The sequence below is a fragment of the Isoptericola sp. NPDC055063 genome (genome assembly GCF_053608125.1).
On record NZ_JBSGUW010000001.1, the window covers coordinates 329,254 to 353,426 of the forward strand.

At 73.4% G+C, this 24,173-nt stretch carries 23 protein-coding genes; 7 read left to right on the forward strand and 16 right to left on the reverse strand.

The features are described from left to right. Window positions 1-128: 128 nt before the first annotated feature. Genes ACWF41_RS01465 through ACWF41_RS01475 form a run of 3 tightly spaced genes read right to left on the reverse strand, consistent with a single transcriptional unit; the run spans window position 129 to window position 3,420 of the window. Window positions 129-1,502 carry an extracellular solute-binding protein gene (locus ACWF41_RS01465; protein ID WP_380326718.1) on the reverse strand — a complete coding sequence of 458 codons (1,374 nt, stop codon included), beginning with the start codon at window positions 1,500-1,502 and terminating at the stop codon, window positions 129-131. Beyond that, complete coding sequence (locus ACWF41_RS01470) at window positions 1,499-2,422, reverse strand: carbohydrate ABC transporter permease (RefSeq protein ID WP_380326721.1); 924 nt, start codon at window positions 2,420-2,422, stop codon at window positions 1,499-1,501. The genes ACWF41_RS01465 and ACWF41_RS01470 overlap by 4 nt, the downstream gene beginning before the upstream one ends. After that, entirely contained in the window at window positions 2,422-3,420 is a 999-nt protein-coding gene (locus ACWF41_RS01475; protein WP_380347132.1) for a carbohydrate ABC transporter permease, read from the reverse strand. Before ACWF41_RS01475 ends, ACWF41_RS01470 begins: the two co-directional genes overlap by 1 nt. A 164-nt stretch (window positions 3,421-3,584) precedes the next feature. Between ACWF41_RS01475 and ACWF41_RS01480 the strand changes: the two genes are divergently transcribed. After that, entirely contained in the window at window positions 3,585-4,787 is a 1,203-nt protein-coding gene (locus tag ACWF41_RS01480) for an ROK family transcriptional regulator (RefSeq protein ID WP_380326728.1), read from the forward strand. A 100-nt stretch (window positions 4,788-4,887) separates the two neighbouring features. On the opposite strand, the gene ACWF41_RS01485 is transcribed toward ACWF41_RS01480, so the two are convergent. After that, a complete protein-coding gene (locus ACWF41_RS01485; RefSeq protein ID WP_380319626.1) occupies window positions 4,888-8,709 on the reverse strand; it encodes a TM0106 family RecB-like putative nuclease in 3,822 nt (1,273 codons plus the stop codon). Window positions 8,710-8,872: 163 nt separating this feature from the next. Here ACWF41_RS01485 and ACWF41_RS01490 point away from each other — a divergent pair, with 163 nt between their 5' ends. The 3 genes from ACWF41_RS01490 to ACWF41_RS01500 all read left to right on the forward strand — a co-directional run bounded on the left by ACWF41_RS01490 (window position 8,873) and on the right by ACWF41_RS01500 (window position 11,835). Then, the gene (locus ACWF41_RS01490) at window positions 8,873-9,532 is read left to right on the forward strand and encodes a GntR family transcriptional regulator (RefSeq protein ID WP_380319623.1); all 660 of its coding nucleotides are present in this window, start codon (window positions 8,873-8,875) and stop codon (window positions 9,530-9,532) included. Beyond that, window positions 9,529-10,719 carry an MFS transporter gene (locus ACWF41_RS01495; protein ID WP_380319620.1) on the forward strand — a complete coding sequence of 397 codons (1,191 nt, stop codon included), beginning with the start codon at window positions 9,529-9,531 and terminating at the stop codon, window positions 10,717-10,719. Before ACWF41_RS01490 ends, ACWF41_RS01495 begins: the two co-directional genes overlap by 4 nt. Before the next feature lie 105 nt (window positions 10,720-10,824). Continuing rightward, complete coding sequence (locus ACWF41_RS01500) at window positions 10,825-11,835, forward strand: excalibur calcium-binding domain-containing protein (RefSeq protein WP_380319617.1); 1,011 nt, start codon at window positions 10,825-10,827, stop codon at window positions 11,833-11,835. Window positions 11,836-11,842: 7 nt separating this feature from the next. Here ACWF41_RS01500 and ACWF41_RS01505 read toward each other — a convergent pair whose 3' ends face one another. Genes ACWF41_RS01505 through ACWF41_RS01520 form a run of 4 tightly spaced genes read right to left on the reverse strand, consistent with a single transcriptional unit; the run spans window position 11,843 to window position 14,759 of the window. Further along, window positions 11,843-12,808: a hypothetical protein gene (locus tag ACWF41_RS01505; RefSeq protein ID WP_380319614.1), complete on the reverse strand. Its 966-nt coding sequence runs from the start codon at window positions 12,806-12,808 to the stop codon at window positions 11,843-11,845. Beyond that, complete coding sequence (locus ACWF41_RS01510) at window positions 12,805-13,389, reverse strand: SigE family RNA polymerase sigma factor (RefSeq protein WP_380319611.1); 585 nt, start codon at window positions 13,387-13,389, stop codon at window positions 12,805-12,807. The genes ACWF41_RS01505 and ACWF41_RS01510 overlap by 4 nt, the downstream gene beginning before the upstream one ends. Window positions 13,390-13,446: 57 nt before the next feature. Continuing rightward, window positions 13,447-14,229, reverse strand: coding sequence for a hypothetical protein (locus ACWF41_RS01515; protein WP_380319608.1), 783 nt, complete (start codon window positions 14,227-14,229; stop codon window positions 13,447-13,449). Continuing rightward, on the reverse strand, window positions 14,226-14,759 hold the full coding sequence (locus ACWF41_RS01520; RefSeq protein ID WP_380319605.1) for an RNA polymerase sigma factor: 534 nt from the start codon (window positions 14,757-14,759) through the stop codon (window positions 14,226-14,228). The genes ACWF41_RS01515 and ACWF41_RS01520 overlap by 4 nt, the downstream gene beginning before the upstream one ends. Before the next feature lie 119 nt (window positions 14,760-14,878). Here ACWF41_RS01520 and ACWF41_RS01525 point away from each other — a divergent pair, with 119 nt between their 5' ends. Continuing rightward, window positions 14,879-15,631 carry a hypothetical protein gene (locus ACWF41_RS01525; protein ID WP_380319602.1) on the forward strand — a complete coding sequence of 251 codons (753 nt, stop codon included), beginning with the start codon at window positions 14,879-14,881 and terminating at the stop codon, window positions 15,629-15,631. Between the two features lie 97 nt (window positions 15,632-15,728). Here the strand turns inward: ACWF41_RS01525 and ACWF41_RS01530 are convergent, their stop codons facing one another. From ACWF41_RS01530 to ACWF41_RS01550, 5 genes are all read right to left on the reverse strand, one after another. Then, window positions 15,729-16,496 carry an amino acid ABC transporter ATP-binding protein gene (locus ACWF41_RS01530; protein WP_380319632.1) on the reverse strand — a complete coding sequence of 256 codons (768 nt, stop codon included), beginning with the start codon at window positions 16,494-16,496 and terminating at the stop codon, window positions 15,729-15,731. 44 nt (window positions 16,497-16,540) lie between these two features. Then, on the reverse strand, window positions 16,541-17,500 hold the full coding sequence (locus ACWF41_RS01535) for an amino acid ABC transporter permease (protein ID WP_380319599.1): 960 nt from the start codon (window positions 17,498-17,500) through the stop codon (window positions 16,541-16,543). A 75-nt stretch (window positions 17,501-17,575) separates the two neighbouring features. Then, window positions 17,576-18,511 carry an ABC transporter substrate-binding protein gene (locus tag ACWF41_RS01540; RefSeq protein WP_380319596.1) on the reverse strand — a complete coding sequence of 312 codons (936 nt, stop codon included), beginning with the start codon at window positions 18,509-18,511 and terminating at the stop codon, window positions 17,576-17,578. A gap of 48 nt (window positions 18,512-18,559) precedes the next feature. After that, window positions 18,560-18,985 carry a hypothetical protein gene (locus ACWF41_RS01545; protein ID WP_380319593.1) on the reverse strand — a complete coding sequence of 142 codons (426 nt, stop codon included), beginning with the start codon at window positions 18,983-18,985 and terminating at the stop codon, window positions 18,560-18,562. Continuing rightward, a complete protein-coding gene (locus ACWF41_RS01550) occupies window positions 18,982-19,401 on the reverse strand; it encodes a hypothetical protein (protein ID WP_380319591.1) in 420 nt (139 codons plus the stop codon). The genes ACWF41_RS01545 and ACWF41_RS01550 overlap by 4 nt, the downstream gene beginning before the upstream one ends. Before the next feature lie 180 nt (window positions 19,402-19,581). On the opposite strand from ACWF41_RS01550, the gene ACWF41_RS01555 reads away from it, so the two are divergent. Both ACWF41_RS01555 and ACWF41_RS01560 read left to right on the forward strand, forming a co-directional pair. Beyond that, complete coding sequence (locus ACWF41_RS01555; RefSeq protein ID WP_380319588.1) at window positions 19,582-20,457, forward strand: EamA family transporter; 876 nt, start codon at window positions 19,582-19,584, stop codon at window positions 20,455-20,457. 51 nt (window positions 20,458-20,508) lie between these two features. Then, window positions 20,509-20,931: a hypothetical protein gene (locus ACWF41_RS01560; RefSeq protein WP_380319585.1), complete on the forward strand. Its 423-nt coding sequence runs from the start codon at window positions 20,509-20,511 to the stop codon at window positions 20,929-20,931. A 7-nt stretch (window positions 20,932-20,938) separates the two neighbouring features. Here ACWF41_RS01560 and ACWF41_RS01565 read toward each other — a convergent pair whose 3' ends face one another. From ACWF41_RS01565 to ACWF41_RS01575, 3 genes are all read right to left on the reverse strand, one after another. Continuing rightward, a complete protein-coding gene (locus ACWF41_RS01565) occupies window positions 20,939-21,106 on the reverse strand; it encodes a methionine/alanine import family NSS transporter small subunit (protein WP_380319582.1) in 168 nt (55 codons plus the stop codon). Further along, complete coding sequence (locus tag ACWF41_RS01570; protein ID WP_380319579.1) at window positions 21,103-22,689, reverse strand: sodium-dependent transporter; 1,587 nt, start codon at window positions 22,687-22,689, stop codon at window positions 21,103-21,105. Before ACWF41_RS01570 ends, ACWF41_RS01565 begins: the two co-directional genes overlap by 4 nt. Window positions 22,690-22,801: 112 nt before the next feature. Beyond that, on the reverse strand, window positions 22,802-24,115 hold the full coding sequence (locus ACWF41_RS01575; protein ID WP_380319576.1) for an FAD-binding protein: 1,314 nt from the start codon (window positions 24,113-24,115) through the stop codon (window positions 22,802-22,804). Between the last annotated feature and the right edge of the window lie 58 nt (window positions 24,116-24,173).

A 24,173-nucleotide genomic window follows, 5' to 3' on the forward strand; every position in this document is an offset into this window, starting at 1 on the left:
AGGAGCGGGGGGTGGGGGGGGGGGGGGGTGGAACGGGTACTGCCAGGGGAGGGGTGTTTTGGGTTGGTGAGCGCCCCACTTGCCCTCCCTGGCTCGGGGGGACCCAAGGGCCCCCCCCCGGGGGCGGGTCAGGCCGGGATCACGCTGTTCTGGCCGTACGTCGCCGGCATCTGGTAGCCCTCGAAGAGCGCCATCTTGGGGGCCACGCTCTGCTGGTTGTTGGTGATGGCCTGCTGCGGCGTCTGCGACCCGATGATCACCGAGCTGCGGGAGCGCTGCAGCGTGTCCCAGGCCACGGAGCCCACGGGCAGCGGGGGCCGGGACGTGGAGGTCGGCAGCATCTGCCGGAACAGCTCGGCCTTGGGGTTGTAGTTCCGGGCCTGGATGGTCCGCAGGTTGGTGGGCAGGTCGCCGAGCAGCGGCTGCACGATGCTCTGCCCCTCGAACCCCGTGTAGAACTTCATGAACTCCCACAGGTTGCGCGTCATCTTGGCGCCCTTGGGCACCACCAGGGAGGCGCCGCCGGACCACGAGTACGTGTCGTCGCCCTCGGTGCCCACCGGGAGCCAGGTGAACTTCAGCGGCAGCTTCGGGGCGTACTTCTCGTTGCTGCGGATGGAGAACGGGCCGGTGGTGGCCATCGCCAGCCGCTCGCTGAAGACGGCGGTCTGGCTGGGCGGGGAGTTCGGCGGCTGGTACGTCGCGAAGAAGGCGTCGACCTTGGAGTAGGGGAACTCGTCGGCCCAGTCGGCGTAGAGGTCGAACACGGACTTCCACTGGGGCGAGTCCAGCGTCACCGACGCGGTCTGGTTCGAGTAGAGCTGCGCGTCGAGCCCGAAGGCCCAGGTGTACGGCCAGCCCTCGCCGTCCCAGGGCACGAACCCGAGGGTCTCGAAGTTGCCTCGCGAGTCCGTCTTGGTGAGCTTGCGACTGACCTCGCGGATCTCGTCCCAGGTGAGCACGTGCTGCTCGGGGTCGAACATGTCGAGGTCGATGCGCGCCTCGCGCAGGAGGTTCTCGTTGTACATGATGCCGCGGGCGTCGGTGTTGATCGGCAGCCCGTACAGCTGGCCGTCGTACGTGAGCTCGTCGATCGCGAACTGCAGCCACTGCTTCGTGTACTCGTCGACGGAGGTGTCCTCGTACTTCTCGATGAGGCCTCCGATCGGCTCGAGCAGCCCGATCGAGGCGTTCTGGACGGCGTTGAACCGGTCCATCTGCCAGACGTCCGGGGCGGTGTGGCCGCGCACGGCGGTGATGATCTGGCTCATGTCGGCCACGCCGTTGCTCGGCACCTGGTTGATGTCGAGCGTGATCCCGGACCCGGCCTTCGTGGCGTTGAACGCGTCGATGACCTTCATGTCCTTGTCGGCGTCGGCGGCGCCCATGCCCCAGTAGCGGATGACGGACTCGTCCGACGAGCCGCGGGGCGCGCACGCCCCGAGGGAGAGCGCGGCGGCCGACGCCGCGGCGGCGCTCAGGAAGGTGCGGCGTGTGATCACTTGAAGCCTCCGATGGTGATGCCCCGGATGAAGTGGCGCTGGAACACGAAGAAGAGGATCAGCAGGGGCAGGATGACCAGGAACGACGCGGCCATGAGCAGGTTGAAGGAGACGTCCTGCGCGTGGACGGACCGGAACGACTGCAGGCCGATGGAGAGGGTCTGCACGCTCTCGTCCTGCAGGTAGATCAGCGGTCCCATGAAGTCGTTCCAGGACGCCACGGCCGCGAAGATGGCGACGGTCGTCAGCGCCGGCTTGGCCGTGGGGAACACGAGGCGCCACAGGATGGTCCACTCGCTCGCGCCGTCGATCCGCGCCGCGTCGAGCATGTCCTTCGGGATCTGCATGAGGAACTGCCGCAGCAGGAACACGTAGAACGCCGAGGCGAACATCGACGGGATGATCAGCGGGAAGAACGTGTTGACGAGCCCGAGCCTGGCCCACAGGTCGAACATGGGGATCAGCGTCACCGGGAACGGCAGGAAGAGCGTCGCGATCACCAGGTAGAACACGAGGTCGCGGCCGGGCCACTTCAGGCACGCGAACCCGTACGCGACGATGAAGTTCGAGACCACCGAGAAGACCACGACCGAGATCGTGATGATCGCCGAGTTCAGGAAGAAGTGCAGGAACGGCATGGCCGTGACCGCGTCGACGAAGTTGCTGAGCTGCCACGACTCGGGGATGAAAGTCGGCGGGAACTTCGCGAGCTCCTCGTCCGACTTCAGCGCCGAGATGATCATCCAGTACAGCGGCAGCAGGAAGACGGCGGACAGCGCGATCATCACCACGCGGGCGATCACGTTGCTGTACCAGGGGCGACGCGTGCCGTCGGCCCGCCGGTTCAGCTGGTCCTCGTCCGCGGCACGTTCGGCGGCCCGGTGCTTCTGCAGGGGCTCCGTGCGGACCATCGTGCTCATCAGGAAGCCTCCACGTCGTAGTTCACGAGCCGGCGCGAGCACCAGAAGATCAACAGGGCCAGGGTGAGACCGGCCAGGAACAGCAGCACGGCCAGGGCGGAGGCGTACCCGAGCTCGGCGAAGCCGAAGGCGTTCTTGTAGAGGTACATCATGTAGAACAGCGCGCCCGCGTCGGGGTCGCCGGTCCCGTTGGTGACGATGTACGCCTCGGTGAAGACCTGGAGCGCGCCCGAGACTCCCGTGATCAGGTTGAACAGCAGCACCGGGCTGAGCAGGGGCAGCGTGATCGACCGGAACTGCCGCATCGGGCCGGCGCCGTCGACCCGCGCCGCCTCGTAGACCGTCTTGGGGACGTTGCGCAGGCCCGCCAGGAAGATCAGCGCCGCGTTCCCGGCCGCGAGCTGGGCCATCAGCACGATCGCGATCTTGACGCCGGTCGGGTAGCCGAGCAGGTTCACGTTGGACCCGCCGAAGACGTTGAGCACCTGGTTGAACGCCCCGAACTGCGGGTTCAGGAACACGATGAAGATGAACGACATCGCGAAGGCCGGGATCAGCGACGGCGCGTAGAAGATGGTGCGGTACCAGGCGACCTCGCGGACGTTCTGGTTCATCGCGAGCGCGAGGACCAGCGCGACGACCAGGCCGAGCGGGACGGCGATGAGCGCGTAGAACAGCGTGTTGCCCGCCGACTTGGTGACGAGCGGGTCGGCGAACGCCGTCGTGTAGTTGCCGAGGCCGACCCAGGTCGGCGTCCCCATGCCGGAGTACCGGGTGAAGCTCAGGTAGATCGAGTAGCCGACCGGGTAGAGGACGAAGACCACGATCCCGACCAGCCAGGGCGAGATGTACTTCAGCCCGAGGACCAGGTTGCGCTTGTCCGTCCGCGACATCCGGTGCCGGGTCCGCCTCGGTGGCGGGCCACCGGTCTCGGCCTCCGCCTGCGCGGGTGGCGCACCTGCCAGGGGCGTCCCTGTCGCCAGTTCGGTCGTCGTCATCGCACTCCCTTCGGTCCGGCGGCGGACGCTGTCCGTCGCAGCCGGGACAGGGGGTCGCGCAGCACCGAGGGGTGATGTGGACCACAGTGTCCTTCGCGGCCGGACATTACTCATACTGATGGAGATATTCAAAGAGGCATCATGGACGCGACGGAGGGAGCACGATGCAGGCGACGACGATGCCGCAGGTCGGGGCCCGGAACGAGCTCGTCGTGCTGCGCGCGATCCGGGTCTCCCCGGACGGTGTCGACCAGTCGGACCTGATGGAACGGTGCGGCCTGTCGCGCCAGGCGGTGTCCCAGATCTCGCGGCGCCTGATCGACCGGGGCCTGGTCCGCGCGACGCCGGTGCACACCCGGAGGCCCGGGAAGCCCGCGATGTCGATGCGCGTCGAGCCCCGGGCCATGCTCGCCGCCGGGGCCCACCTCGACCCCGCGCACATCACGGTGACCCTGGTCGACATGCTCGCTCGCCCGATCCTCGAGCGGTCGCTCCCCGCGCCCGGCCGGGACCCGGCGGCGGACGTCGAGCGCATCGGCGCCGCCCTGGACGACATGCTCCGCGAGCTCGGCGCCGCCACGCCGGACGGGGACCCCGCGGCGGTGCGCGACACCGTCCAGGGGATCGGCGTCGCGGCCCCGGCCGGCCTCGACGCCGCCCGGGGGACGCTGCTCAACCCGCCGTGGCTGCCGGGGTGGCGCGACGTCCCGCTCCTCGACCTGATCCGCGCCCGGACCGGCCTGCCCGCGGTGCTCGACAAGGACACCAACGCCGCCCTGACGGCCGAGTGCTGGCCCGGCCGGTTCTCCGTACAAGAGACGGTGCTGTATCTGTACGTAGGCGCCGGCGTCGGGTCGGCCGTCGCGGGCGACGGCAGCATCCACCGGGGCAGCACGGGCCAGGCGGGCGAGATCGGGCACCTCCCCACCGGGCTCGACGCCACCCGGTGCCGCTGCGGCCGCACGTCCTGCCTCAACCTCTACACGGACATGAACCGCTTCCTGGAACGGGCGGGAGAGGCCGACGACCCGCATGGCGGCAGCTCGGCGGCCCTCGCCCGACTGCAGCGGCGGGCGCGGGGCGGCGACGATGTCGCGCGCAGCCTGATCGAGGGCTACGGGGTGGCGCTCGGCGAGGCCGCGCGCACCCTGATCAGCGTCCACGACCCGCACCGCGTCATCATCGGGGGCCCCTACTGGGGATACCTGGCCGACGCCGCCATGCCGGCCGTGCGGGATCGCGCGCGAAGAGCCCACGACGGCGCGCACAACGTCCCCGTGACGTCCTCGGCCTTCGGGGACGACGTCGCGGCGATCGGCGCTGCCACCCTGTTCCTCGAGCAGAAGCTCTCGCCCGCCACCGCCTGACTCCGGACCCCTGATGCTCTCGGACGTCGCCGAACAGGTGGTTGCGCACGTTCTGAGCGCTCAGCACGTGCGCAACCGCCTGTTCGGCGGCCGCGCCGGCTCAGCGCGACGTGACCGCGCGCTCGCACAGGCCGAGGAACGCGCCCAGGCGGCCGAGTCCCTCGGGCGTGTGCGGCAGGTAGTCCGTCAGCGCGGGCGAGCGCACGACGATCGCGCACCACTGCGCGCGGGAGACGGCCACGTTGATCCGATGCCGGGAGAGGAGGAACCCGGTGCCGCGGGGCACGTCGTGGGCCGACGACGCCGCGAGGGTGACGATCGCGACGGGCGCCTCGGTGCCCTGGAAACGGTCGACGGTGCCGACGCGCACCTCGGCGAGGCCGGCGGCGTCGAGCGCCCGGCGCACCGCCCACACCTGGGTGTTGTACGCGGCGAGCACGACGACGTCGCGCGCCTCGAGCGGCCGCTCGGGCTGCCCGGGGCCGGGCGTCCAGGACCGGCCGACGACTCCGGCCGCCTGCCGGACCACCTCCTGTGCCTCCTCGGGCGACACGACCCCGCGACCCTCGTGCTCGACCGCGACGTGGTGCACCCCGGGGGCCACGCCGTCGAGCCGGCGGGCCGCTGCGGCGGGGTGGGAGCCGAGTCGGCCCTCGTACGCGAGCTGCGACACCGCCTCGCTGAGGGCGGGGTGCATTCGCCACGACCGCGCCAGGAAGTAGCCGAGCCCGGCGGGCAGCACGTCGTGGCCGTCCGCGAGCCAGCCGAGAGCCGAGCGGTCCACGGGTTCCGGGTGCTGCCCCCTGCTGACCTGGGGCAGCTGCTGCGGGTCGCCGAGCAGCAGCAGCCGCCGGGCGGACCGCGCCACCGCCAGCGTGGCGGCGATCGAGAACTGCCCGGCCTCGTCGACCACCAGCAGGTCCAGGCCGTCGTCGGGCCAGCGCTCGGCGTGCGCGAAGTCCCAGGCCGTGCCCCCGACGACGCACGGGCCCCGGCCGGCGAACGCGGCGAGGTCGTCGGCCGACAGCTCGGCGCAGACCGCCGACGCGGACGGCCCGTCGGACTGCCGCTTCTTGGCGACCCGGTCGGCGGGCACCCCCGCCTTCTCGACGACGGCGCGCAGCATGTTCTCGACGGCGGCGTGCGACTGCGCCACCACGCCCACCCGCCAGCCCTCGGCGACGAGCGCGGCGATCACGTGGGACCCCACGTGCGTCTTGCCGGTGCCGGGCGGGCCCTGCACCGCGAGGTAGGAGCGGTCGAGGTCGCGGGTCGCGGCGAGCACCGCCGCGGTGAAGTCGCCGTCCACGACGTCGGGCAGCGGCCCCCCGCCCGTGAGGTGCGGCGGGCGCCGGCGCAGCAGGTCCGCCCCGGGGCCGTCGGGCAGCGTGCGGTCGTGGTCCCAGCGGGCCAGGGCGCGGCGGGCCACGTCCTCGAGCGCCTGCTCCTGCGGGTCGGCCCGCGGGCCGGACGACGGCGTGAGCGCCATCGGCAGCGCGTCGAAGGTCTCGGCGCCCACGCGCAGCTGCTCGCGCACCACCAGGACGTCGCGCTCCCCCGCCTCCGTCGCGCGACGCACCGCGTCGACGACCAGCGCGTTGCCGTGGTACCCGCGCACGGCGTTCGCCGGGACCGTCACCCCGTCCGGCGCGGGCGCGTCGTAGAGCAGGAACGGGGTGCCCCCGACGCCGAGCTCCGACCCCTCGGACAGCCGGCCGGTCAGCTCCAGCACGCGCGCCGGCGCGCGCCGCCCGTCGTCGACCGCCCAGTCGCGGGCCACCGTCGCCCGTTCCACGTGAAACGTGTTCCGCCGGCCCTGCCACTCGTCGGTGGGCAGCTCGAGGCGGGAGAAGTGCTCGTGCCAGAACGGCTTGCTCTCGCGGCGCCAGTAGCCGAGCGAGGCACCGACCATGGCCAGCGCCTCCGCCTCGTCGTCCCGCGCGCCGCGGCCCTCCCCGACCCGCTCGCGGACCTCGGCCTCCAGGGCCAGGCGCCGTTCGCGCGCCTCGCGGGAGGCCGCCCGCCGCGGCGACTCCTCGGCGACCGCCGCCTCCCCGTCGGTGGCCTCGGCCTCGGCGTCGGCCGCGAGTCCGTCCGCACCCGCGGCGCGCGAGGCGTCGTCGTCCACGACCGCGCCCCCGGCCGCCGCGGCCCGCGCGTCGACGACGTCGGCCGCGCCGCGGAGCCACTCGAAGAGCCGGAGCGTGGAGACGCAGTCGTACCGGTTGTAGTCGGCGATGCCGCGCAGCAGCTCGTCCGCCTCGGCCGTGCGGCCGGCGTCGCGCAGGGCGGTGTACTCGGCGTACACGACGATGGACGCGGCGGCCGTGGTGACGTCGCCCGACCGCAGCTCGTCGCCCATGTACAGGGGCTCGAGCCTCTTGATCGACTTGGACCGGTCCGAGATCCGCAGCGACGACCGCACGACGGCGTAGAGGTCCACGAGCACGCCGTCGCGCAGCAGCTGGTCGACCTCCTCCTCGTACACGCCGTGACGGGCCGCGATGGAGAGCAGGTGCACGCGCTCGTACGACGCGTAGTGGTAGACGTGCAGGTCGGGGAACCGGCGCCGGCGCTCGGTGAGGTAGTCGACGAAGTCGACCAGGGCCTGCCGCTCCTGCGCGAGGTCGTGGGCCCAGAACGCGCGGAACGGCGGGGCTTCGCCCTCGGCGTCGGGCCGCTCCACCAGCCCGAAGAGGTAGTCGAGGCCGGTCTGCTGGCCCCACTGCTCGCCCTGCGGGTCGGACCACAGCGGGTCGCCCTCGAAGTCGAAGAAGACGTCGCCGGGGCTCGGGTCCGGCAGCCGCCGCACGGCCGACGTGTCGGGTAGCTGCCAACGGATCGTCGCCGGCGTGCCGTGGTCGTCGTAGGCGACCTCGCCGTCCCACACCTCGCCCCACGGCGCCGTGCCGGTCTCACCCGTGCCGATCCCACCCGGGCCGATCCCACCCTGGCCGAGCTGCAGCCGCGCCTGGTCGCGCACGCGCTCGAAGCTGCGGGCCGGCATCCCGTCGGGCGGCTCCTCGGCGGCGGCGAGCGCGTCGATCGTCGTGATGCCGCCGGCGACGAGCGCCGCACGCTGCCGCTCGTAGACCCCGCCGACCAGCAGCACGTCGCGGTGCGCCGCCGCCTGCTCCGCGCAGGCCTCGCACCGCCCGCAGGCGGTGAAGCGCTCGTCGCCCCACGCGAGCGGGCCGTCGTCGGCGCGGTGCGCGGCGACGACCTCGCGCAGCCGGGCGCGGCGCTGCTCGAGCACCGGGAGCAGCTCGGCGAGGCGGTGACTGGTGGTGACGCGGGTGCCGAGCACGAGGTGCGCGGCGTCGGTCGGGTCGACGTGCGCCGCGGCGAGCTGGTCCGCGTAGGCGGCGAGCTGCAGCAGCGCGGTCACCTTGGCCCGCCGCGCGAGCTTGGTGTCGAGCACGGCGTAGCGCGGCAGCGGCGGCCCCGCGTGGCCGCCCGGCCGCCCGGGGCCGACGTCGGGGTCGCCGAGCGGGTCGCGCAGCAGGAAGTCGGCGCGGCCGTGGAACTCGCCGTCGAAGAACGACGCCTGCGCGACGACGTCGGCCCCCGCCTCGACGGCGGCGAGCGTGGCGCCGTGCGCGGCCTCGAGCGCGTCGCGGGTGAGCCGCGCGACGGGCTCGACCTCGACCACGCCGCCGGGGACGCCCTCGCGCGCCCGCCCGTAGCGGGAGACGTACTCGTCCAGCACGCGGCGCTCGTGCGCGTCGCCGAGCGCGGCCGTGCGCGCGAGCATCGCGTCGGCCTCCCGCTCGCGCCGCGGCGCGCGACCCAGCAGCTCGTCGAGGCGGCGCAGCAGCCGGAACTCGCACCCGGCGGCCACGACCAGGTCGCTCGCGGAATGCACCACCGTCGGCTCCGGCGCGCGGGCGCCGTCGGTGGGGGGCGGGTCGAGGAGGAACATGCCCCCGGTCTACCAGCGGCGACCGACACCCTCCCATGAGCGTTGTGAGCGGGCATTTGGCCCGGTTCGCGCCCCGGAACGGGGCCAAACGCCCGCTCACAACCCTCCGGGGCCGAACGCCGCGCCTTGCATGCAAGATGGATGCAAGCGTAGGTTGCCCCGGGTGACCACCTCCAGCGCGGCCCCGACGTCGCCGCCCCCCAGCGCCGCCGAGCGCGCCTACCGGCTCACCAAGGCGAAGATCCTCTCGGGCGAGGTGCCCGGCGGGCACCTCCTCGCCGAGGGCGACATCGCCGCCGAGCTGGGCATCAGCCGCACCCCCGTGCACGAGGCGTTCCTGCGCCTCGACACCGAGGGGCTGCTCGCCGTCGCGCCCCGCCGCGGCGCCGCCGTCGTGCCCATGGCCCCCGACGAGGCGCGCGACGTGCTGGAGATGCGCGAGGCCGTGGAGCGCTCCACCGCGCGCCGCGCTCTGGCGCACGGGCGCCCCGCCGACGCGGTCGTCGAGGAGCTGCGGGCCCACGTCGAGCGCCAGCGGGCGGCGGCCACGCAGGGCGACGTCGACGCGTTCGCCACGGCCGACTCCGCGTTCCACGGCGTGCTCGTGCGGGCGTCGCGCAACCAGACCGCGGTGCAGTTCATGGGGCTGCTGCGCGACCGGCAGCTGCGCCTCATGTACCAGCACCTGCACGTGGGCCCGCAGGAGGTCGCCGCCGCGCTCGCCGAGCACGAGGCCATGCTGGCCGCCGTCGAGCAGGGCGACGCCGACGCCTACTGCGACCTGCTGCACGACCACGTGCGCCGGCACCGGGGCATCCTGTGAGGCGCAGCTGGCTGGGCGCGTTCGCCGCGCTGTTCGTGTGCTCCTGGGCGGGCAACCAGTTCACCCCCGTGCTCCTCATGTACGAACAGGTGCAGGGCTACGGCGACGCCACCGTGAACGCGTTCCTCGGCGTGTACGTGCTCGGCCTCGCGCCTGCGCTGCTCGTCGCGGGGACGCTGTCGGACCGGTTCGGGCGCCGCCCCGTCATGCTCGTCGGCACCGTCTGCGCGATGGCGGCCAGCGCCGTCCTCGCGCTCGGCTTCCTGGGCCCGGTGCCGATCTACGTCGGGCGGCTGCTCGCCGGGATCACGGTCGGGACGGCGACGTCGGTCGGGACGAGCTGGCTCAAGGAGCTGTCGCAGGTCCCGTTCGACCGCGACGCCGACTCCGGGTCCGGCGCGCGACGCGCGTCGCTCGCGTTCACGCTCGGGTCCGCCGTCGGGGCGCTCGTCGCCGGCAGCCTCGCGCAGTGGGGGCCGTGGCCCGAGGTGCTGCCGTTCGTCGTGCACCTGGTCGTCACGGCGCCGTTCCTGCTGGTCGTGCTCCGCACGCCGGAGACCGTCGCGTTCGGCGGGTCTCCCGGGCCGTGGTGGCGCGGCCTCCGCGTCCCGGCGGCCGGCCATCGTCGCTTCACCGGCGTGGTCGCCGTCGTCGCGCCGTGGATCTTCGTGGTCGCCGCCCTCGCCTACGGCTACGCGCCGGTGCTCCTGCGCGACCAGACGCAGGGCCTCGGCGTGGCGTACGCCACGCTCGTCACCGTGGTCGCGCTCGGCGTCGCCGCGGTGGTGCAGCCGGCGGCCAAGCGCCTCGACGCCGTCGACAGCGCGCGCGGGCTCGCCGTCGCGGTCGGCCTGCTCACCGTGGCCGTCGCGTGCGTGGGGCTGACCGTCACGACCGGCGGTCCGTGGTGGGGCGTGGGCGCCGCCGTGGTCGCGGGCGCCGGCATGGGGATCGGCCTGTCCTCGGCGCTCCTGGAGGTCCAGCGCATCGCCGGGCCGCGCCACCTGGCCGGGCTGACCGGCGTGTTCTACGCCGTCGCGTACGCCGGGTTCCTCACGCCTGCGGTGATGGCGGCGATCACCCCGCCGTTCACGACGGGGCAGCTGTTCGTGGCCCTCGTGGTCCTCGGGGCCGTCTCGACCGGCGCCGTCCTGGCGCGCTACCGCAAGCACCTCCCCGGGGCCTGACGCCCCGGTCGGGACCCCCTCCGGGCGCCGTCGGGCGCGGACCGGCATGGACCTGGGCAGACGGTTTCCGCCATAGTGGGTGCCGCTCGACGACGGAGGAGTGTCATGGCTGTGCGTTTCAACCCGCCCCCGGGGTGGCAGGTTCCCCCCGGATTCCGGCCCGACGCCGGGTGGGTCCCCGACCCCGCGTGGCCGCCCGCGCCCCAGGGTTGGGACTACTGGGTGGACGACGCCCTGACCGCCACGCGCCCGGCGCGGCCCGAGACGCCGGCCGAGGCGACCACCGTCATGGCGCCCGTCCCGGCCGCCGCCGCGCCCACCGCCGTCGCGACGATGCCCCCGGCCGTCGCGACCACCGCGGCGTACGCCGCGCCTCCGGTCGCCACCACCGCGACGTACGGCGCCCCGGTCGCGACCCTCGCGCCGCCGCCCCCGCCCCCGGTCGCGCCGGCCCCGCCCGCGCCTCCCGCGGTCGGGCACCCCGGCGACGACGCCGGCGTGATGGCTACCGTCTCGACCGCGCTGCGCGGCGTCGGCGACAGGCTCCGCGCGGGCCGCGAGGAGCGCGCCGCGCGCCGCGCCGCCGAGGAGGCCGCCGCCGCGGCCGCCCCGCGCCCCCGGTCCGCGCGCAAGGGGCGCCCGCCGAGCATGCTCGTCGCCGGCGTGGCCGTCGCGTGCCTCGCGCTCGGCTGCATCCTCGGCGTGACGGTCTCGATGATGCGCAGCTCCGACGCCGCGCAGGCCCTCGTGGACGCCAAGAGCACGATGGCGGAGGCCGAGCAGATCCGCGCCGACGCGCAGGCGTCCCAGGAGTCGCTCGCCGCGCAGAAGGCCGAGGTCCAGAAGCGCGAGGACGCGCTGAAGGAGCGCGAGAAGGCCGCCGAGAAGCAGGAGACCGAGCTCGCCAGCCAGCAGAAGGCGTTCCAGGACCAGCAGGCGCAGCAGGAACAGCAGCAGCAGGAGCAGGAGCAGCAGAACCAGGACTCCGCCTGGTTCTACTGGGACTGCAACGCCGCCCGCCAGGCCGGCGCCGCCCCGATCCAGAACGGCCAGCCCGCCTACCGCGGGGCGCTGGACCCCAACGGCAACGGCATCGCCTGCGAGGACGGCGAGTAGGGGCCGGTCAGCGCGTCCAGGGCAGGCGCAGCGACCCGGCGACGTCCTCCACCGTCCGGACGGAGGCGGCGTCGGACGGGTCGAGCCCGATGACGGCCCGCTCCTCCGCCGAGAGCTCGCCCGGGCAGTAGGCGCGCTTGACGTGCACGGCGACCGCGTCGCGCGCCGGGTTGGCGCACGCGAGGACGACGGCCCCGTCCCCCGGCGCCCAGTAGGACAGCTCGACGGCATGCTCCTCGCCGGCACAGGTCGCCGTGCCCGACGCCACGTGCCGGGTGCCCTCGCCGTAGATCACGTAGGTGTCCGCGGCCATGTCCTCCCAGCTCGCATTCCACGGGCTCCCCGGGTCCCACGGGCTCTCCGGGACCTGGGCGGCCGGGACGCCGCGCACCGACTCGTCGAGCCCGGCCAGGAGCCCCGTCCACCCGGTACCCGTGCCCGGCGACCCGAAGTACGGCTTCGTCGTGGGCGGGTGACGCGAGTCCTCCGTCGCCCGCGCCAGCACGCCGGCGGCGATCGCGGGGGTGACGTCGGCCCCGTCCACCGACGGGGTCGCGGCCCGCGGGTCGAACGACACCTTCGGGTCGAGCTGCGACCGGCGGTCGGGGGAGCCCACCTCCCCCGAGACGATCAGCCTGTCGACCCACATCACGATCGGTTCGGCCCGCTCCGACGTCCAGCGCACGTCCACGAGACGCGCGACGCACGCGCCCCACGCGGTGGTGCCCGTGGCGGCCGCCGGACCGATGCCGCCACCCTCGTCGAGCAGCGCCGGGACCCGCGGCGCGCCGAACCCCACCGCACCCAGCGCCGCCACGCAGGCGACGGCCACGACGGCGCGGTGCCGCACCGCCCGGTGCCGGCTGGAGCGCAGGACGGCGTCGAGGTCGAGGGTCGAGGGCGGGACGTCGGCGGTGGCCTGCCGCAGCCGGGCCACCAGCTCGTCGTCGGACAGGGGCGGTTCGGGGGTCATCGCGGTCCTCCCAGGGCGTCGAGGTCGAGAGCGGCACGCAGGCGGGACAGGCCGCGCGACGCGGTGGACTTCACGGTGCCGCGCGGGATGCCGAGCTCCCGGGACACCTCCTCCTCCGACAACCCGACCAGGTGTCGCAGCACCACGACCCGGCGCTGCCGCAGCGGCAGGAGGAGCAGGGCCCGGACGACGGCGTCCCGGTCGTCCACGGCGTGCGTGCCGTCGGGTCCGTCGGTGCGGCCCGCGGCGGCGGTCAGGTCGTCGTGGTCGGCGAGGACCTCGCGGCGCGTGCTCCGCCACGTGTCGATCCGGAGGTTGGCCAGCGTGCGGCGCGCGTAGGCGAGCGGGTCGCCCTCGCGCGCCCGGTGCCACGACCGGTAGGTGCGCTCGAGCGCCTGCTGCACCAGCTCCTCGGCGCGGTGCCGGTCGCCGCACAGCAGGTAGGCCGTGCGGTGCAGCGGGTCGACGGACGCCGCCATGAACGCCGCGAACTCCGCGTTGCGGCTCTGGTGGGTCACCTGGACGTCGACGTGCGCCTCGTCGTGCCAGGCGGCGGCGTCGGCGTCGTGGGTGGCTGTCACGACCGGTACACGGGGCAGGGCCGCCGAAGGTTCCCTCGGACCGGGATCTCGTCGCCGCTACCGGGCGACGACGTCCGCCTCCGCCCGCGCACCGTCCGTGAAGGTCAGCTCGGCGGTGCTGCGCAGCGCCGCCTCCCCGGGGGCCCAGACGGCCCACCAGCCGCCGGAGACGGTCGCCTCGACGCGCTCGCCGGAGGTGAGCGTGAGCGCGACGGACTCGACGTCGGGCCCGACGCGCCCGAACGCGGACGTCAGCGCGCCGTCGCCGGTCTCACCCGCGGACCAGGAGGCGGTGCCGGACTGGAGCGTCGTCAGCTCGCGCGGCCCGGGCGGCGCGGGCACCTGAGCCGGCACGGCCGCCCCGGCGACGACGTCGCTGGTCCCGGTCGCCTGCGACGTGACCAGGCACTCCCCGGTGGCGCCGTCGCCGACGAGGAGCACGTACGTGTACTCGCCGCGCTGCTCCGCGAGCACCGGGCTGATCGCGACCTCGGCGACGCGCGGCGCGCCCTCGTCCGCCACGATGGTGCGCGCCTCCGTGTCGCACGACGCGGCGCGCTCCGCCGTCTCGGCCGGCGTCAGCGTGGTGGGCACGGCCGTCCAGCTCGCGTACGCCGCCGTCGCTCCGGGCCACCAGACGGTGGCGACCCCGGCGACGGCCACGACGGCGGCGGCCGCCGCACCGGCCAGCACCGCGGGCCGCGGGGCCCGGCGGACCCGCGCCGCCCCGCGCGGGGAGTCGAGGATCGCCGCCAGCGCCACGTCGTCGGGGCGCCCGGGGGCGTGGAGCTCGCGGGCCGGGTCGAGGTCGGCGAGCTGGACCATCATGGGGGACTTCATCGCGCCTCCTGCAGCTTCTGGAGCACGGTGGCCGTCTCCGACGGCAGGCCCGAGTAGGCCAGCAGCCGCTTGCGGGCCCGGGTCAGACGGACGGAGAACGTCGACGGACGGATCCCGAGGACGCGGGCCCCCTCGACGGCGGTGAGCCCGTCCCACGCGACCAGGGCGATGACCTCCCGGTCCGCGTCGGTCAGCATCTCCCACGCGCGCCGCAGGTCGGCGCGCTCGGCCGCCAGGTCGTCCGTGCCCTCCTTGCCGGCCGCGGGCTCGCGCTCGAGCCGGACGCCGAGCGCCCGCCACCGGCCGTGGGTGCGCAGGTGGGTGGCGAGCACGTTGCGCGCGACGCCGAGCAGCCACGGCTTCGGGTCCTCCGGGACGTCCGGCAGACGGCGCCACGCGACCAGGAACGTCTCCGACACGACGTCGTCCACCAGGCTTGCCTCCACCCGACGCGCCACGAACCTCGTCACCGCCTCGTGCTGGTCCACCCACATCTGCGTCAGCAGCTCACGGGCGTGGGCGTCGTCCACAAAGAAACCTTCCGTCTACCACAGGAGTTGCCGGCAACCCCCCGAGTGCTACACCGTAGTCACCGCGAGCGCCGACGACGACGCCGCAGCAGCACGCCGGAGCCCACCCGAGGAGTGTCATGAGCCGAGGCAGGACCGTCCACCGCACCGTCGCCGCAGGTCTGGGCGCCACCGTCCTCGCGCTGGGGCTCGCCCTCGGCGCCGCGACGAGCAGCCAGGCCGCGACCGACGACACCGCCCCCGCCGAGAACCTGCCGGGCGTCCCCGCCCCCGGCAGCCCCGCCGCCGAGTGGGAGGCCTGGGCCGCGCAGGAACGCGCCGACGCCGAGGCCACCGACTGGAAGGCCGACGCCGCCGCCCGCGGCTGCACGCTGGAGGAGGTCACGGTCTCCGAGGAGGTCGACGCCGACTACAACCTCGCGATGGGCGCGCCCGCCGACCTGAAGACCCACCGTGTCGACCTGCTGGAGAAGTGCGCCGACCCCGCCGTCGACGACACCGCCGGCACCGCCGCCCGGTCGACGACGTCCGACGCCGCGACGCTCAGCCTGCCGTCCGGCGACCGGTGCGCGTCGACGTCGGGCCCCGGCACGATGTGCCTGCAGAAGAGCAGCGGCCGCATCTACGCGTCGTGGCTGTACCGCGGGTCGGGGTCGATCACCGGCTTCATGCGCATCTACCGCGTGTCCACGGGCGTGAGCGGCTGCCCCACCGGCACCACCTGGCTCACCGGCGCCTCCGCCACGTGGCACAACGGCGACACCCGCACCATCTCCAAGACCCGCACCAGCGCGGGCGGCTACTCCGCCCACATGTGGAAGAAGGTCCTCATCGGGCACACCGACCTGGGCGGCGCCTGCGCCTCGCTCTGACGCGCACCCGCACAGTGCCGAACAGGCAGTTGGCACCGCAATGAGGCCGTTTCGGGGCCCATAGCGGTGCCAACTGCCTGTTCGGCGCGAGGGTCTGTCAGAGCACGTGGGCGAGGAAGTCGCGCAGCCGGGGCTCGGAGGGGTTGTCGAGGACGTCGCCGGGGCGCCCCTCCTCGACGATCACGCCGTCGTCCATGAAGACGACGTGGTCGGCGACCTCGCGAGCGAAGCCGATCTCGTGCGTCACGACGATCATCGTCATGCCGGACCGCGCCAGGTCCTTCATGACGGCGAGCACCTCGCCGACGAGCTCCGGGTCGAGCGCGGAGGTCGGCTCGTCGAAGAGCATGAGCTCGGGGTCCATGGCGAGCGCCCGCGCGATGGCGACGCGCTGCTGCTGCCCGCCGGACAGCTGCGCCGGGTAGTGCCCCACCCGGTCGGTGAGGCCCACGCGGTCGAGCAGCTCGAGCGCACGACGTCGCGCCTCCGCCTTGGACAGCCCGCGCACCTGCACGGGCGCCTCCATGACGTTCTCCAGCGCCGTCATGTGCGGGAACAGGTGGAACCGCTGGAAGACCATCCCGATGCGGGAGCGCTGCTTCGCGATCACCTTGGGGTGCAGGCGGTGCAGCACGCCCTTGGCGTCGCGGCGGTAGCCCATGAGGTCGCCGTCGACGTGGATGGAGCCGGCGGTGATCTCCTCCAGCTCGTTGACGCAGCGCAGCAGCGTGGACTTGCCCGAGCCCGACGGCCCGAGCACCACGGTGACGGAGCCGCGCGCGACGTCCAGGTCCACGCCCTTGAGGACGTGCACGGCGTCGTGCCCGTGGCCGAAGACCTTGTGCACGCCGCGGACCTCGACCATCGCGACGTCGCTCGCCGCGTGGTTCGTGGGTCGGTTCTCCTCGCTCACGGGGTCACCTCCAGGAAGGGGTCGTCCTGGGTGGTGCCGGACGCGCCGATGAGGTCCTGCTTGGTGGGCTTGCGCCGTCCGCCGCGCGGGCCACGACCACCCCGGCCGCCGCGGTCGCCGTCGAACCCGCGGCCGTAGTGCCGCTCCAGGTAGTGCTGCCCGACCATGAGGATCGACGTGATCAGCAGGTACCAGAGCGCGGCCACGATGAGCAGCGGGATGGGCTGGTAGATGCGGGCGCCGATGGCGCTGGTGGCGTAGGTGAGCTCGAGGGTGAACGGGACGGCGATGACGAGCGACGTCGTCTTCAGCATGGAGATCGTCTCGTTGCCCGTGGGCGGCACGATGACGCGCATCGCCTGCGGCAGCACGACGCGGCGCATGATCTTGCCGTCCTTCATCCCCAGGGCACGGGCCGCCTCGGCCTGACCGGGGTCGACCGACGACAGCCCGGCGCGCACGATCTCCGCGAGGTACGCGGACTCGTTGAGCGCCAGGCCGATGAGGGCCGCCCAGAACGCGGTGATGACGTCGCTGGTGGTGAAGGTCCAGAACTCGGGGCCGAACGGGATGCCGAGGCTGAGCCGCGGGTACAGCACCGAGATGAGGCCCCAGAACACCAGCTGCGTGTAGATCGGGGTGCCGCGGAAGAACCAGATCCAGAACCAGGCCACCGACCTCATGACCGGGTTGTCGCTGCGCCGCATGATGGCGAGCAGGATGGCCAGCACGATCGCGATCGCCATCGAGCCGAACGTCAGGACCAGCGTCCAGCCCACCCCGCGCACGACGACGACGTCGCGCAGGTACAGCCAGACGGTGTCCCAGCGGAAGTTCGGGTTGGTGACGAGGGCGTTGACCGCCATCGCGGCGAGGACGAGGACGACCACCGCGGAGACCCAGCGGCCCGGGCGTGGCACCGGCCGGGCGTGGATCGGCTCAGGCAGCGAGCTCATGGGAAACCTCCGGGACAGCGGTCGAGCCTGGCGAGACCATCATGGCCTCGCCAGGCTCGACCAGCGAGAACGACGTCAGCCTGCCGGGTTCAGCTCCGCCTTGTCGAGCGCGGCGTCGCCGCTGCCCCACGAGTCGGCGATCGCCTTGATCGTGCCGTCGTCCATGAGCTTCTGCAGCGCGCCCTGGACCGCCTCGGCGAGCTTCGCGTCGTCCTTGGCGACGACGACGCCGTACGGCGCGGCGTCGGTCACGTCGCCCAGGGGCTCGATCGCGCCGCCGGACTGCTGCACGGCGTACGCCGTGATGGGCGAGTCGGCGTACATGGCCTGGAGCTTGCCGCCCGCGAGGTTGGTCGCGACCGCGGCCTGCGAGTCGTAGGGCAGGACGTCGATGGCGTCCTTGCCGGCGTCCGTGCACGTCTTCGACGCGGCGTCGAGCTCGTCCTGCTGGATGGTGCCGGTCTGGACGCCCACGGACAGGCCGCACAGGTTGGCCGGGTCGACGTTCTCCGGGTTGCCCTTCGCGACGGCGTACTGCGAGCCGGCGCTGAAGTAGCTGATCATGTTGACCGTCTTGAGGCGCTCGGGCGTGATCGTGAACGCGGAGAAGCCGGCCTCGTACTTGGAGCCGATCGCCGGGATGATCGCGTCGAACGTGGAGGACTGGACGTCGGCCTCGAGGCCCAGGGTCTTGGCGACCGCGCCCGCGATGTCGATGTCGATGCCGATCGGCGTCTTGTTGTCCGCGGCCACGAACTCCACCGGCGCGTACGTCAGCTCGGAGCCGATCGTGAGCTTGCCGTCGTTCGCGACGGCCTCCGGCACGGACGACGCCAGTGCGTCGTCGGTCGTGATGCCGGAGAGGTCGAAGCCCTCCGCGGAGGACGACGCGCTCGACGACGGGTCGGCACCACCGCCGGTCTCCTGCGAGGCCGTGGTGCAGCCGGTGAGGGCGAGGGCGGCGACGGCCGAGGTGACGACGGTCGCCACGAGGGCGGGGCGGGTGCGCATGGTGGGGCTCCGAAAGTCGTGCGGGGGTCTATGCATGAGTATGCAGCCCTATGCATGATCCTCCAAACCGCCTGGTGATCGGCGCGTGAACAGGTCCCGCAGGTTCGTCGTGAGCGCCCGCTGGAGCACCTCCGTCCCGTCGGGCGTCGTCACCGTCAGCGTGGGGAACCGTCGGCCGTGCCGCTCGACCCTGCCCTCCAGGTACGCCCGCGCCACCGCGAGGAGCTCGTCCAGCGACTCCGTAATCTCGTCGTCGTCGGGGCTCAGGGTCGGGATGGCGGTGCCGAAGCGGCCGTCCACGCTCAGCCAGAACATGTCGTCGCCCGGTGTCCTGACCTGCGCCCACCGCTCCGGCTCGCCCGGCCGCCAGAGCCGGGCGACCACGTCGTGGTCGCGGATCGTCACCTGACTCTCCAGCCCCGGCAGGTCGGCCGTCGCCGACTGCAGGTACGCCTCGATCTCGGACAGGTTCATCCGACGGAGTCCCGCTCGTGCCGCGCTACGTCCAGGCGGCCGAGGAACCAGTCGACCTGGTCGCGCAGGACGGCGATCTCGACCTCGCCCTGCCCCGTCATCCCGCGGAAGACGGCGCAGTCCGGGTCGACGGCGAACGACTCCCTGAACGACGGCGTGCATGGCGGGCCGTCGAGCCGGACGACGTGCACCAGGGTCGAGTGGCGAGCAAGACGGCCGGCATCGACCGCCCAGCCGCCGTGCGTCCAGCGGGATGACAACCCGGGCACGCTGCCGTGGACCACCCGGAGCCCGGCATGTATCTGCCCCCGCGCCTGCAGCCGCCGCCTCCGTCGCCGGTTCCACGGCTCAGCGATCGCGCTGCCGACGGCGTCGCCGACCAGGTCGCCGACCGCCTCCAGGATCTCTCCCAGCATGTACCGCGCCCCTCCGGCACCACGTCGTCGCGCGCCCTGCGCGGCGGGCACACGGTAGCCCCTTCCGCGGTCGCGACGACTCCCTCGCGGGACTTTCACCCGGTCGCCGGCAGGACGGCGGGCGGTGGCCGAGACTGACCGGGCCGACGGCGGGCCAGCCGCGGCGAGTACGGTCGGCCGGTGACCCCCACCACGACGGCGCTCGTCCTGGCAGCGGCGGTGCTGCACGCGGTGTGGAACGTGGCCGCGAAGCGGGTGGACGGCGACTCGCGCGTGTTCGTGTGGCTGTACGGCACCGCGTCGGCGGTGCTGTGGCTGCCGGTGGGGCTGGTGATCCTCGCGCGCGACGGCTGGCCCGACCTGGGCGCCCTGGTCGCCGCGGGCGCCGTGTCCGGGGTGCTCCACAACCTCTACGGCGTGGCCCTCAACACCGGGTACGCGCGGGCCGACCTGGGGATCGTCTACCCGACGGCGCGCGGCACCGGACCGCTGCTGACGATGTTCGTGGCGCTGGTCGTGCTGGGCGAGCACGTGGACGCGGTCAACGTGGTGGGCGGCCTCGTCGTGATCGCGGGCGTCGCGGTCGTCGCGAGCTCCGGCGCCTCCGGCGTGGACCCGTCGCGCGCGCTGGCCGGCGTGCGCTGGGGCGTCGCCACCGGCGCCGCGATCGCCGCGTACACGCTCTGGGACGGGCACGCCGTCACCACGCTCACCCTCGACCCGGTGGCCTACTTCGCCTGCAACGCGGTGTGGCAGTCGGTCACGCTCGCACCGATCCTGCGCGACCGCGGCCGACGCGCCGAGGCCGTGCGGATCGGCCGCCACCACCTGCGCGAGATCGCGCTCGTCGCGGTGCTCTCGCCGCTGGGCTACATCCTCGTGCTGGTCGCGATGCAGACGTCGCCCGTCGCGCTGGTGGCGCCGGCCCGCGAGTCGAGCATCGTCGTGGGCACGCTGCTCGCGTGGTGGCTGTTCAAGGAGCCACGGCCGGCGGTGAAGATCGTCGGGTCGCTCGTCGTGCTGGCCGGCATCGGCCTCCTGGCGGCCCCCGTCTGACGGGCACCACCTCGACGTGCCGCGCGCGCGACCCGGCCCTACGCTCCGAGCATGATCAGGTTCCTGCTCCGCACGGCCGTGTTCCTGCTGGCTGCGGTGGTGGGCGTCCTCGTCGCCGCGGGGATCTTCGCCGCCTTCGACCTCGAGACGTTCTCCATCAACTGGTCCGAGCCGCTCGGCTTCATCCTCGCCGTCGTCATCTTCGCCGTGGCGCAGGCGATCATCTCGCCGTTCCTCACCAAGGTGGCCCGCAACAACGCCCCGGCCCTCGTCGGCGGGGTGGGCCTGCTCTCGACGTTCGTCGCGCTCGTGGTCGCGGTGCTCGTCACCGACGGGCTCGACGTCGGCGGCGTCGCCGGCTGGATCATCGGCCCGGTGATCGTGTGGCTGGCGGGCATGCTGGCGGCGTTCATCCTGCCGCTCTTCCTGCTCAAGGAGGGCGTGGAGAAGGTCCGCGAGAACAGGGACGAGTAGCGCCGAGTCAGGTGTCGCGCTCGGTGATGGCGTCGTCCTCGCGGTGGTCGTCCTCCCCGCCGGGCGGGAAGTCGGCGCGGTCCGGGCGGGCGCGCAGGGCGAGGATGCTCACCAGCAGGCCACCCCAGACGACCGCCAACGAGAGCACCATGAGCAGGATCGCGGAGCCGTTCATCGGGCCGCCCCTTCCGTCGTCGGCGCCGTGACCGGCGGGTAGGCGGGCCACGCGACGAAGTCGTCCGGGCTGCGGCGCCAGCGCGGCAGCGTCAGCACCACGGCACCGACGACGAGGATCACGAGCGTGCCCCACCCGGCGTACAGCAGGTAGGTCGCGTCGTAGCCCTCGTAGCCGTTCTGCACCAGGTCGACGATGCGCGAGACCAGCATGTACGCGAGCACGGCCGGCACGATCGCCCCGACGCACACGTACCACCAGCGGCCTACCTGGAAGGTCGAGACGGCGTTGAGGTGATAGCGCAGCTCGGGGCTCGTGCGCAGCAGCCAGACGAGGAACACGCACATCAGCACGGCCGACGCGACGATGCCGACGTTGTTGGACCAGTTGTCGATCGTGTCGAGCGCGATGAGGCCCGTCGTCGTCGAGAAGCCCACCACGGACAGCACGGCCGCGACGACGCCGATCCACAGCACCGCCTGGCGGCGGGTGAGGCCGAACTTCTCCTGGAAGCCCGCCGACACGACCTGCAGGATCGAGATGAGCGACGTGAAGCCGGCCATCGCCAGCGACCCGAAGAACAGCGCGCCGAACAGCGGCCCGGCCGGCATCTCCGAGACGACGGCGGGGAACGTCACGAACGACAGGATCGGTCCCGTGATGCCCTCGAGGTCCGCGACGGCGACGCCCTGCTCGTGCGCGAGGAAGCCGAGGGCGGCGAACACGCCGATCCCGGCGAGCATCTCGAAGCCCGAGTTGGAGAACGCCACCACGAGGCCCGGCGACGTGAGGTTCGCGCGGCGCTTCCGGTACGACGAGTACGTGATCATGATGCCGAACGCGACCGAGAGCGAGAAGAAGATCTGCCCGTACGCGGCGATCCACACGTTCATGTCGCCCAGCGCCGACCAGTCGGGGGTGAACAGGGCGTTGAGCCCGTCGGTCGCGCCGTCGAGGAAGACGGCCCGCACCACCAGCACGGCGAACGCGACCACCAGCAGCGGCAGGAAGACGACGTTCGCCTTCTCGATGCCCTTGGCCACGCCGCCCACGAGGACGGCGATGGTGGCGACCCACACCAGCAGCAGCGGGATCAGCACCGCGGGGACGAAGTCGAGCGTGAACCACGCCCCGCCGTTCGCGACGTCGGAGAGCTGCAGGTAGTCGCCGGTGAAGAAGCCGGCCGTGTCGTCGCCCCACTTCAGCCTGAAGGAGTAGACGAAGAAGCTCAGCGCCCAGCCGATGATCGCGGCGTAGTAGATCGCGATGACGAAGCAGATCATCACCTGGAACCAGCCCAGGGTCTCGAGCCACGTCCGCACGCGGCGGAACACGGTCGGCGGGCCACCGCGGAACCGGTGCCCCAGCGCGTAGTCGAGGAAGAGGATCGGGATGCCCGCGGTCAGCAGCGCGATCACGTAGGGCACCAGGAAGGCGCCGCCGCCGTTCTCGTACGCGACGCCCGGGAACCGCCAGATGTTGCCCAGCCCGACGGCGGAGCCGATCGCGGACAGGATGAACCCGACCTGGCCGCTGAACTGCTCCCGGGGTGGGGATGTCGTCTCGGTGGATGCTGCACTCACAACCGTCGAACCTCCACGGTGAGGGACTTCCGCGTCAAACGCGTCTCACGTCGAGGCTGCCCCAGGTCGGCGGCCACGGCCACCGCTCGACACTGCCCGCCGCGACCGAGTATCAGGCCGCGAGCAGCCGGCCCACGAGGCCGCCGTGCAGCCGGCCCTCGGGGTCGAAGCGGTGCGCGAGGGCGCGGAAGTCGTCGAGGCGGGGGAACAGCGCCGCGACGTCCCGCGGGTCCAGGGTGCTGACCTTGCCCCAGTGCGGCCGCCCGTCCAGCGGCACGAGGACGGCCTCGACCTCGGGCAGGAGCGCGCGCACGTCGTCCTCACGCGGGAGCCACGTGAAGTGCAGCGCGACGGACGGCCCGTCGAACGGGCTGAGCCACAGGTCGTCGGCGGCGACGGTACGGATCTCGCTGGTCTGCAGCAGGGGCGCGATGCGCGGGCCGAGGGCCCGCAGCGCCTCGATCGCGGCCGGGGCGCTGCTGCGCGGCAGCAGGTACTCGGACTGCACCTCCTCGCCCGCCGACGGCGTGAACTCCAGGCGGAAGTGGCTCAGCCGCTCGTGCCACGGCCCCGGCACGCCGAGCTGCTCGGTGCACGCGGCCGGGTCCACGCCCGGCAGCGGGTGCACCGGCCGGTCCTCCCAGCGCAGGAACCCCGGGGCCATGCCGCGCACCTCCGGGCGACCGGCGGCGAGGTCGACGGCGGCCTCCGGGGAGTCCGCGCGGGCGACGGACTTGAACCACACGTGCCGCACGGCCGGCTCGTCCCAGCTCGTGAACGCGCTCACCGAGTAGGCGGCCGAGGTGATCGCGTCGAAGCTCGCGACGAAAGTGTCCCAGGGGACGTCGGCCGCGACGTCCTGCCGCACGACGTACGCCGGGACGGTGCGCAGCTCGACCCGCGTCACGACGCCCAGCGCACCCAGCGACACCACCGTGCCGGGGAAGACGTCCGGGTCGCCGGCGCGCGTGATGCGCCGCAGCTCGCCGCCCGGCGTCATGATCTCGAGGCCCTCGACGGCGCTCGCCAGCGACTGGTTCGTGTCGCCCGACCCGTGGGTGGCGGTGGCCACCGCGCCCGCCACGGAGATGTGCGGCAGGGAGGCCAGGTTGCCCAGCGCGCGGCCGGTCGCGTGCAGCGCGCGCGACACCTCGCCGTAGCGCAGGCCCGCGTTCACGGACACGACCTCGCCCTCGGCGCCGCCGTCGTCGGGCGTCACCGGCTCCACGGCCGGTCGGCCGTCGTCGAGCGCGTCCACCTGGACGTGCACGCCGTCCGTGTCGGCGACGTCGTTGAACGAGTGGCGCGACCCGAGCGCGCGCACCGGCCCGCCGGCGAGCAGCACGTCCGCGAGCTCCTCCAGCGACGTGGGGCGCGCGACGGAGCGCGCGGAGTAGGTGAGGTTCCCGGCCCAGTTGCGATGCACGGGTCCACCCTGCCATCCGCGGCGCTGACCTGCGGCTCGGTCCGGGGAATCGACCGGG

Coding starts and splice junctions, on each gene's coding strand:
- ACWF41_RS01470 (WP_380326721.1), bottom strand. CDS start 2,422: ATGAGCACGATGGTCCGCACGGAGCCCCTGCAGAAGCACCGGGCCGCC.
- ACWF41_RS01475 (WP_380347132.1), bottom strand. CDS start 3,420: ATGACGACGACCGAACTGGCGACAGGGACGCCCCTGGCAGGTGCGCCA.
- ACWF41_RS01480 (WP_380326728.1), top strand. CDS start 3,585: ATGCAGGCGACGACGATGCCGCAGGTCGGGGCCCGGAACGAGCTCGTC.
- ACWF41_RS01485 (WP_380319626.1), bottom strand. CDS start 8,709: ATGTTCCTCCTCGACCCGCCCCCCACCGACGGCGCCCGCGCGCCGGAG.
- ACWF41_RS01500 (WP_380319617.1), top strand. CDS start 10,825: ATGGCTGTGCGTTTCAACCCGCCCCCGGGGTGGCAGGTTCCCCCCGGA.
- ACWF41_RS01505 (WP_380319614.1), bottom strand. CDS start 12,808: ATGACCCCCGAACCGCCCCTGTCCGACGACGAGCTGGTGGCCCGGCTG.
- ACWF41_RS01515 (WP_380319608.1), bottom strand. CDS start 14,229: ATGAAGTCCCCCATGATGGTCCAGCTCGCCGACCTCGACCCGGCCCGC.
- ACWF41_RS01525 (WP_380319602.1), top strand. CDS start 14,879: ATGAGCCGAGGCAGGACCGTCCACCGCACCGTCGCCGCAGGTCTGGGC.
- ACWF41_RS01530 (WP_380319632.1), bottom strand. CDS start 16,496: ATGGTCGAGGTCCGCGGCGTGCACAAGGTCTTCGGCCACGGGCACGAC.
- ACWF41_RS01535 (WP_380319599.1), bottom strand. CDS start 17,500: ATGAGCTCGCTGCCTGAGCCGATCCACGCCCGGCCGGTGCCACGCCCG.
- ACWF41_RS01540 (WP_380319596.1), bottom strand. CDS start 18,511: ATGCGCACCCGCCCCGCCCTCGTGGCGACCGTCGTCACCTCGGCCGTC.
- ACWF41_RS01545 (WP_380319593.1), bottom strand. CDS start 18,985: ATGAACCTGTCCGAGATCGAGGCGTACCTGCAGTCGGCGACGGCCGAC.
- ACWF41_RS01550 (WP_380319591.1), bottom strand. CDS start 19,401: ATGCTGGGAGAGATCCTGGAGGCGGTCGGCGACCTGGTCGGCGACGCC.
- ACWF41_RS01560 (WP_380319585.1), top strand. CDS start 20,509: ATGATCAGGTTCCTGCTCCGCACGGCCGTGTTCCTGCTGGCTGCGGTG.
- ACWF41_RS01565 (WP_380319582.1), bottom strand. CDS start 21,106: ATGAACGGCTCCGCGATCCTGCTCATGGTGCTCTCGTTGGCGGTCGTC.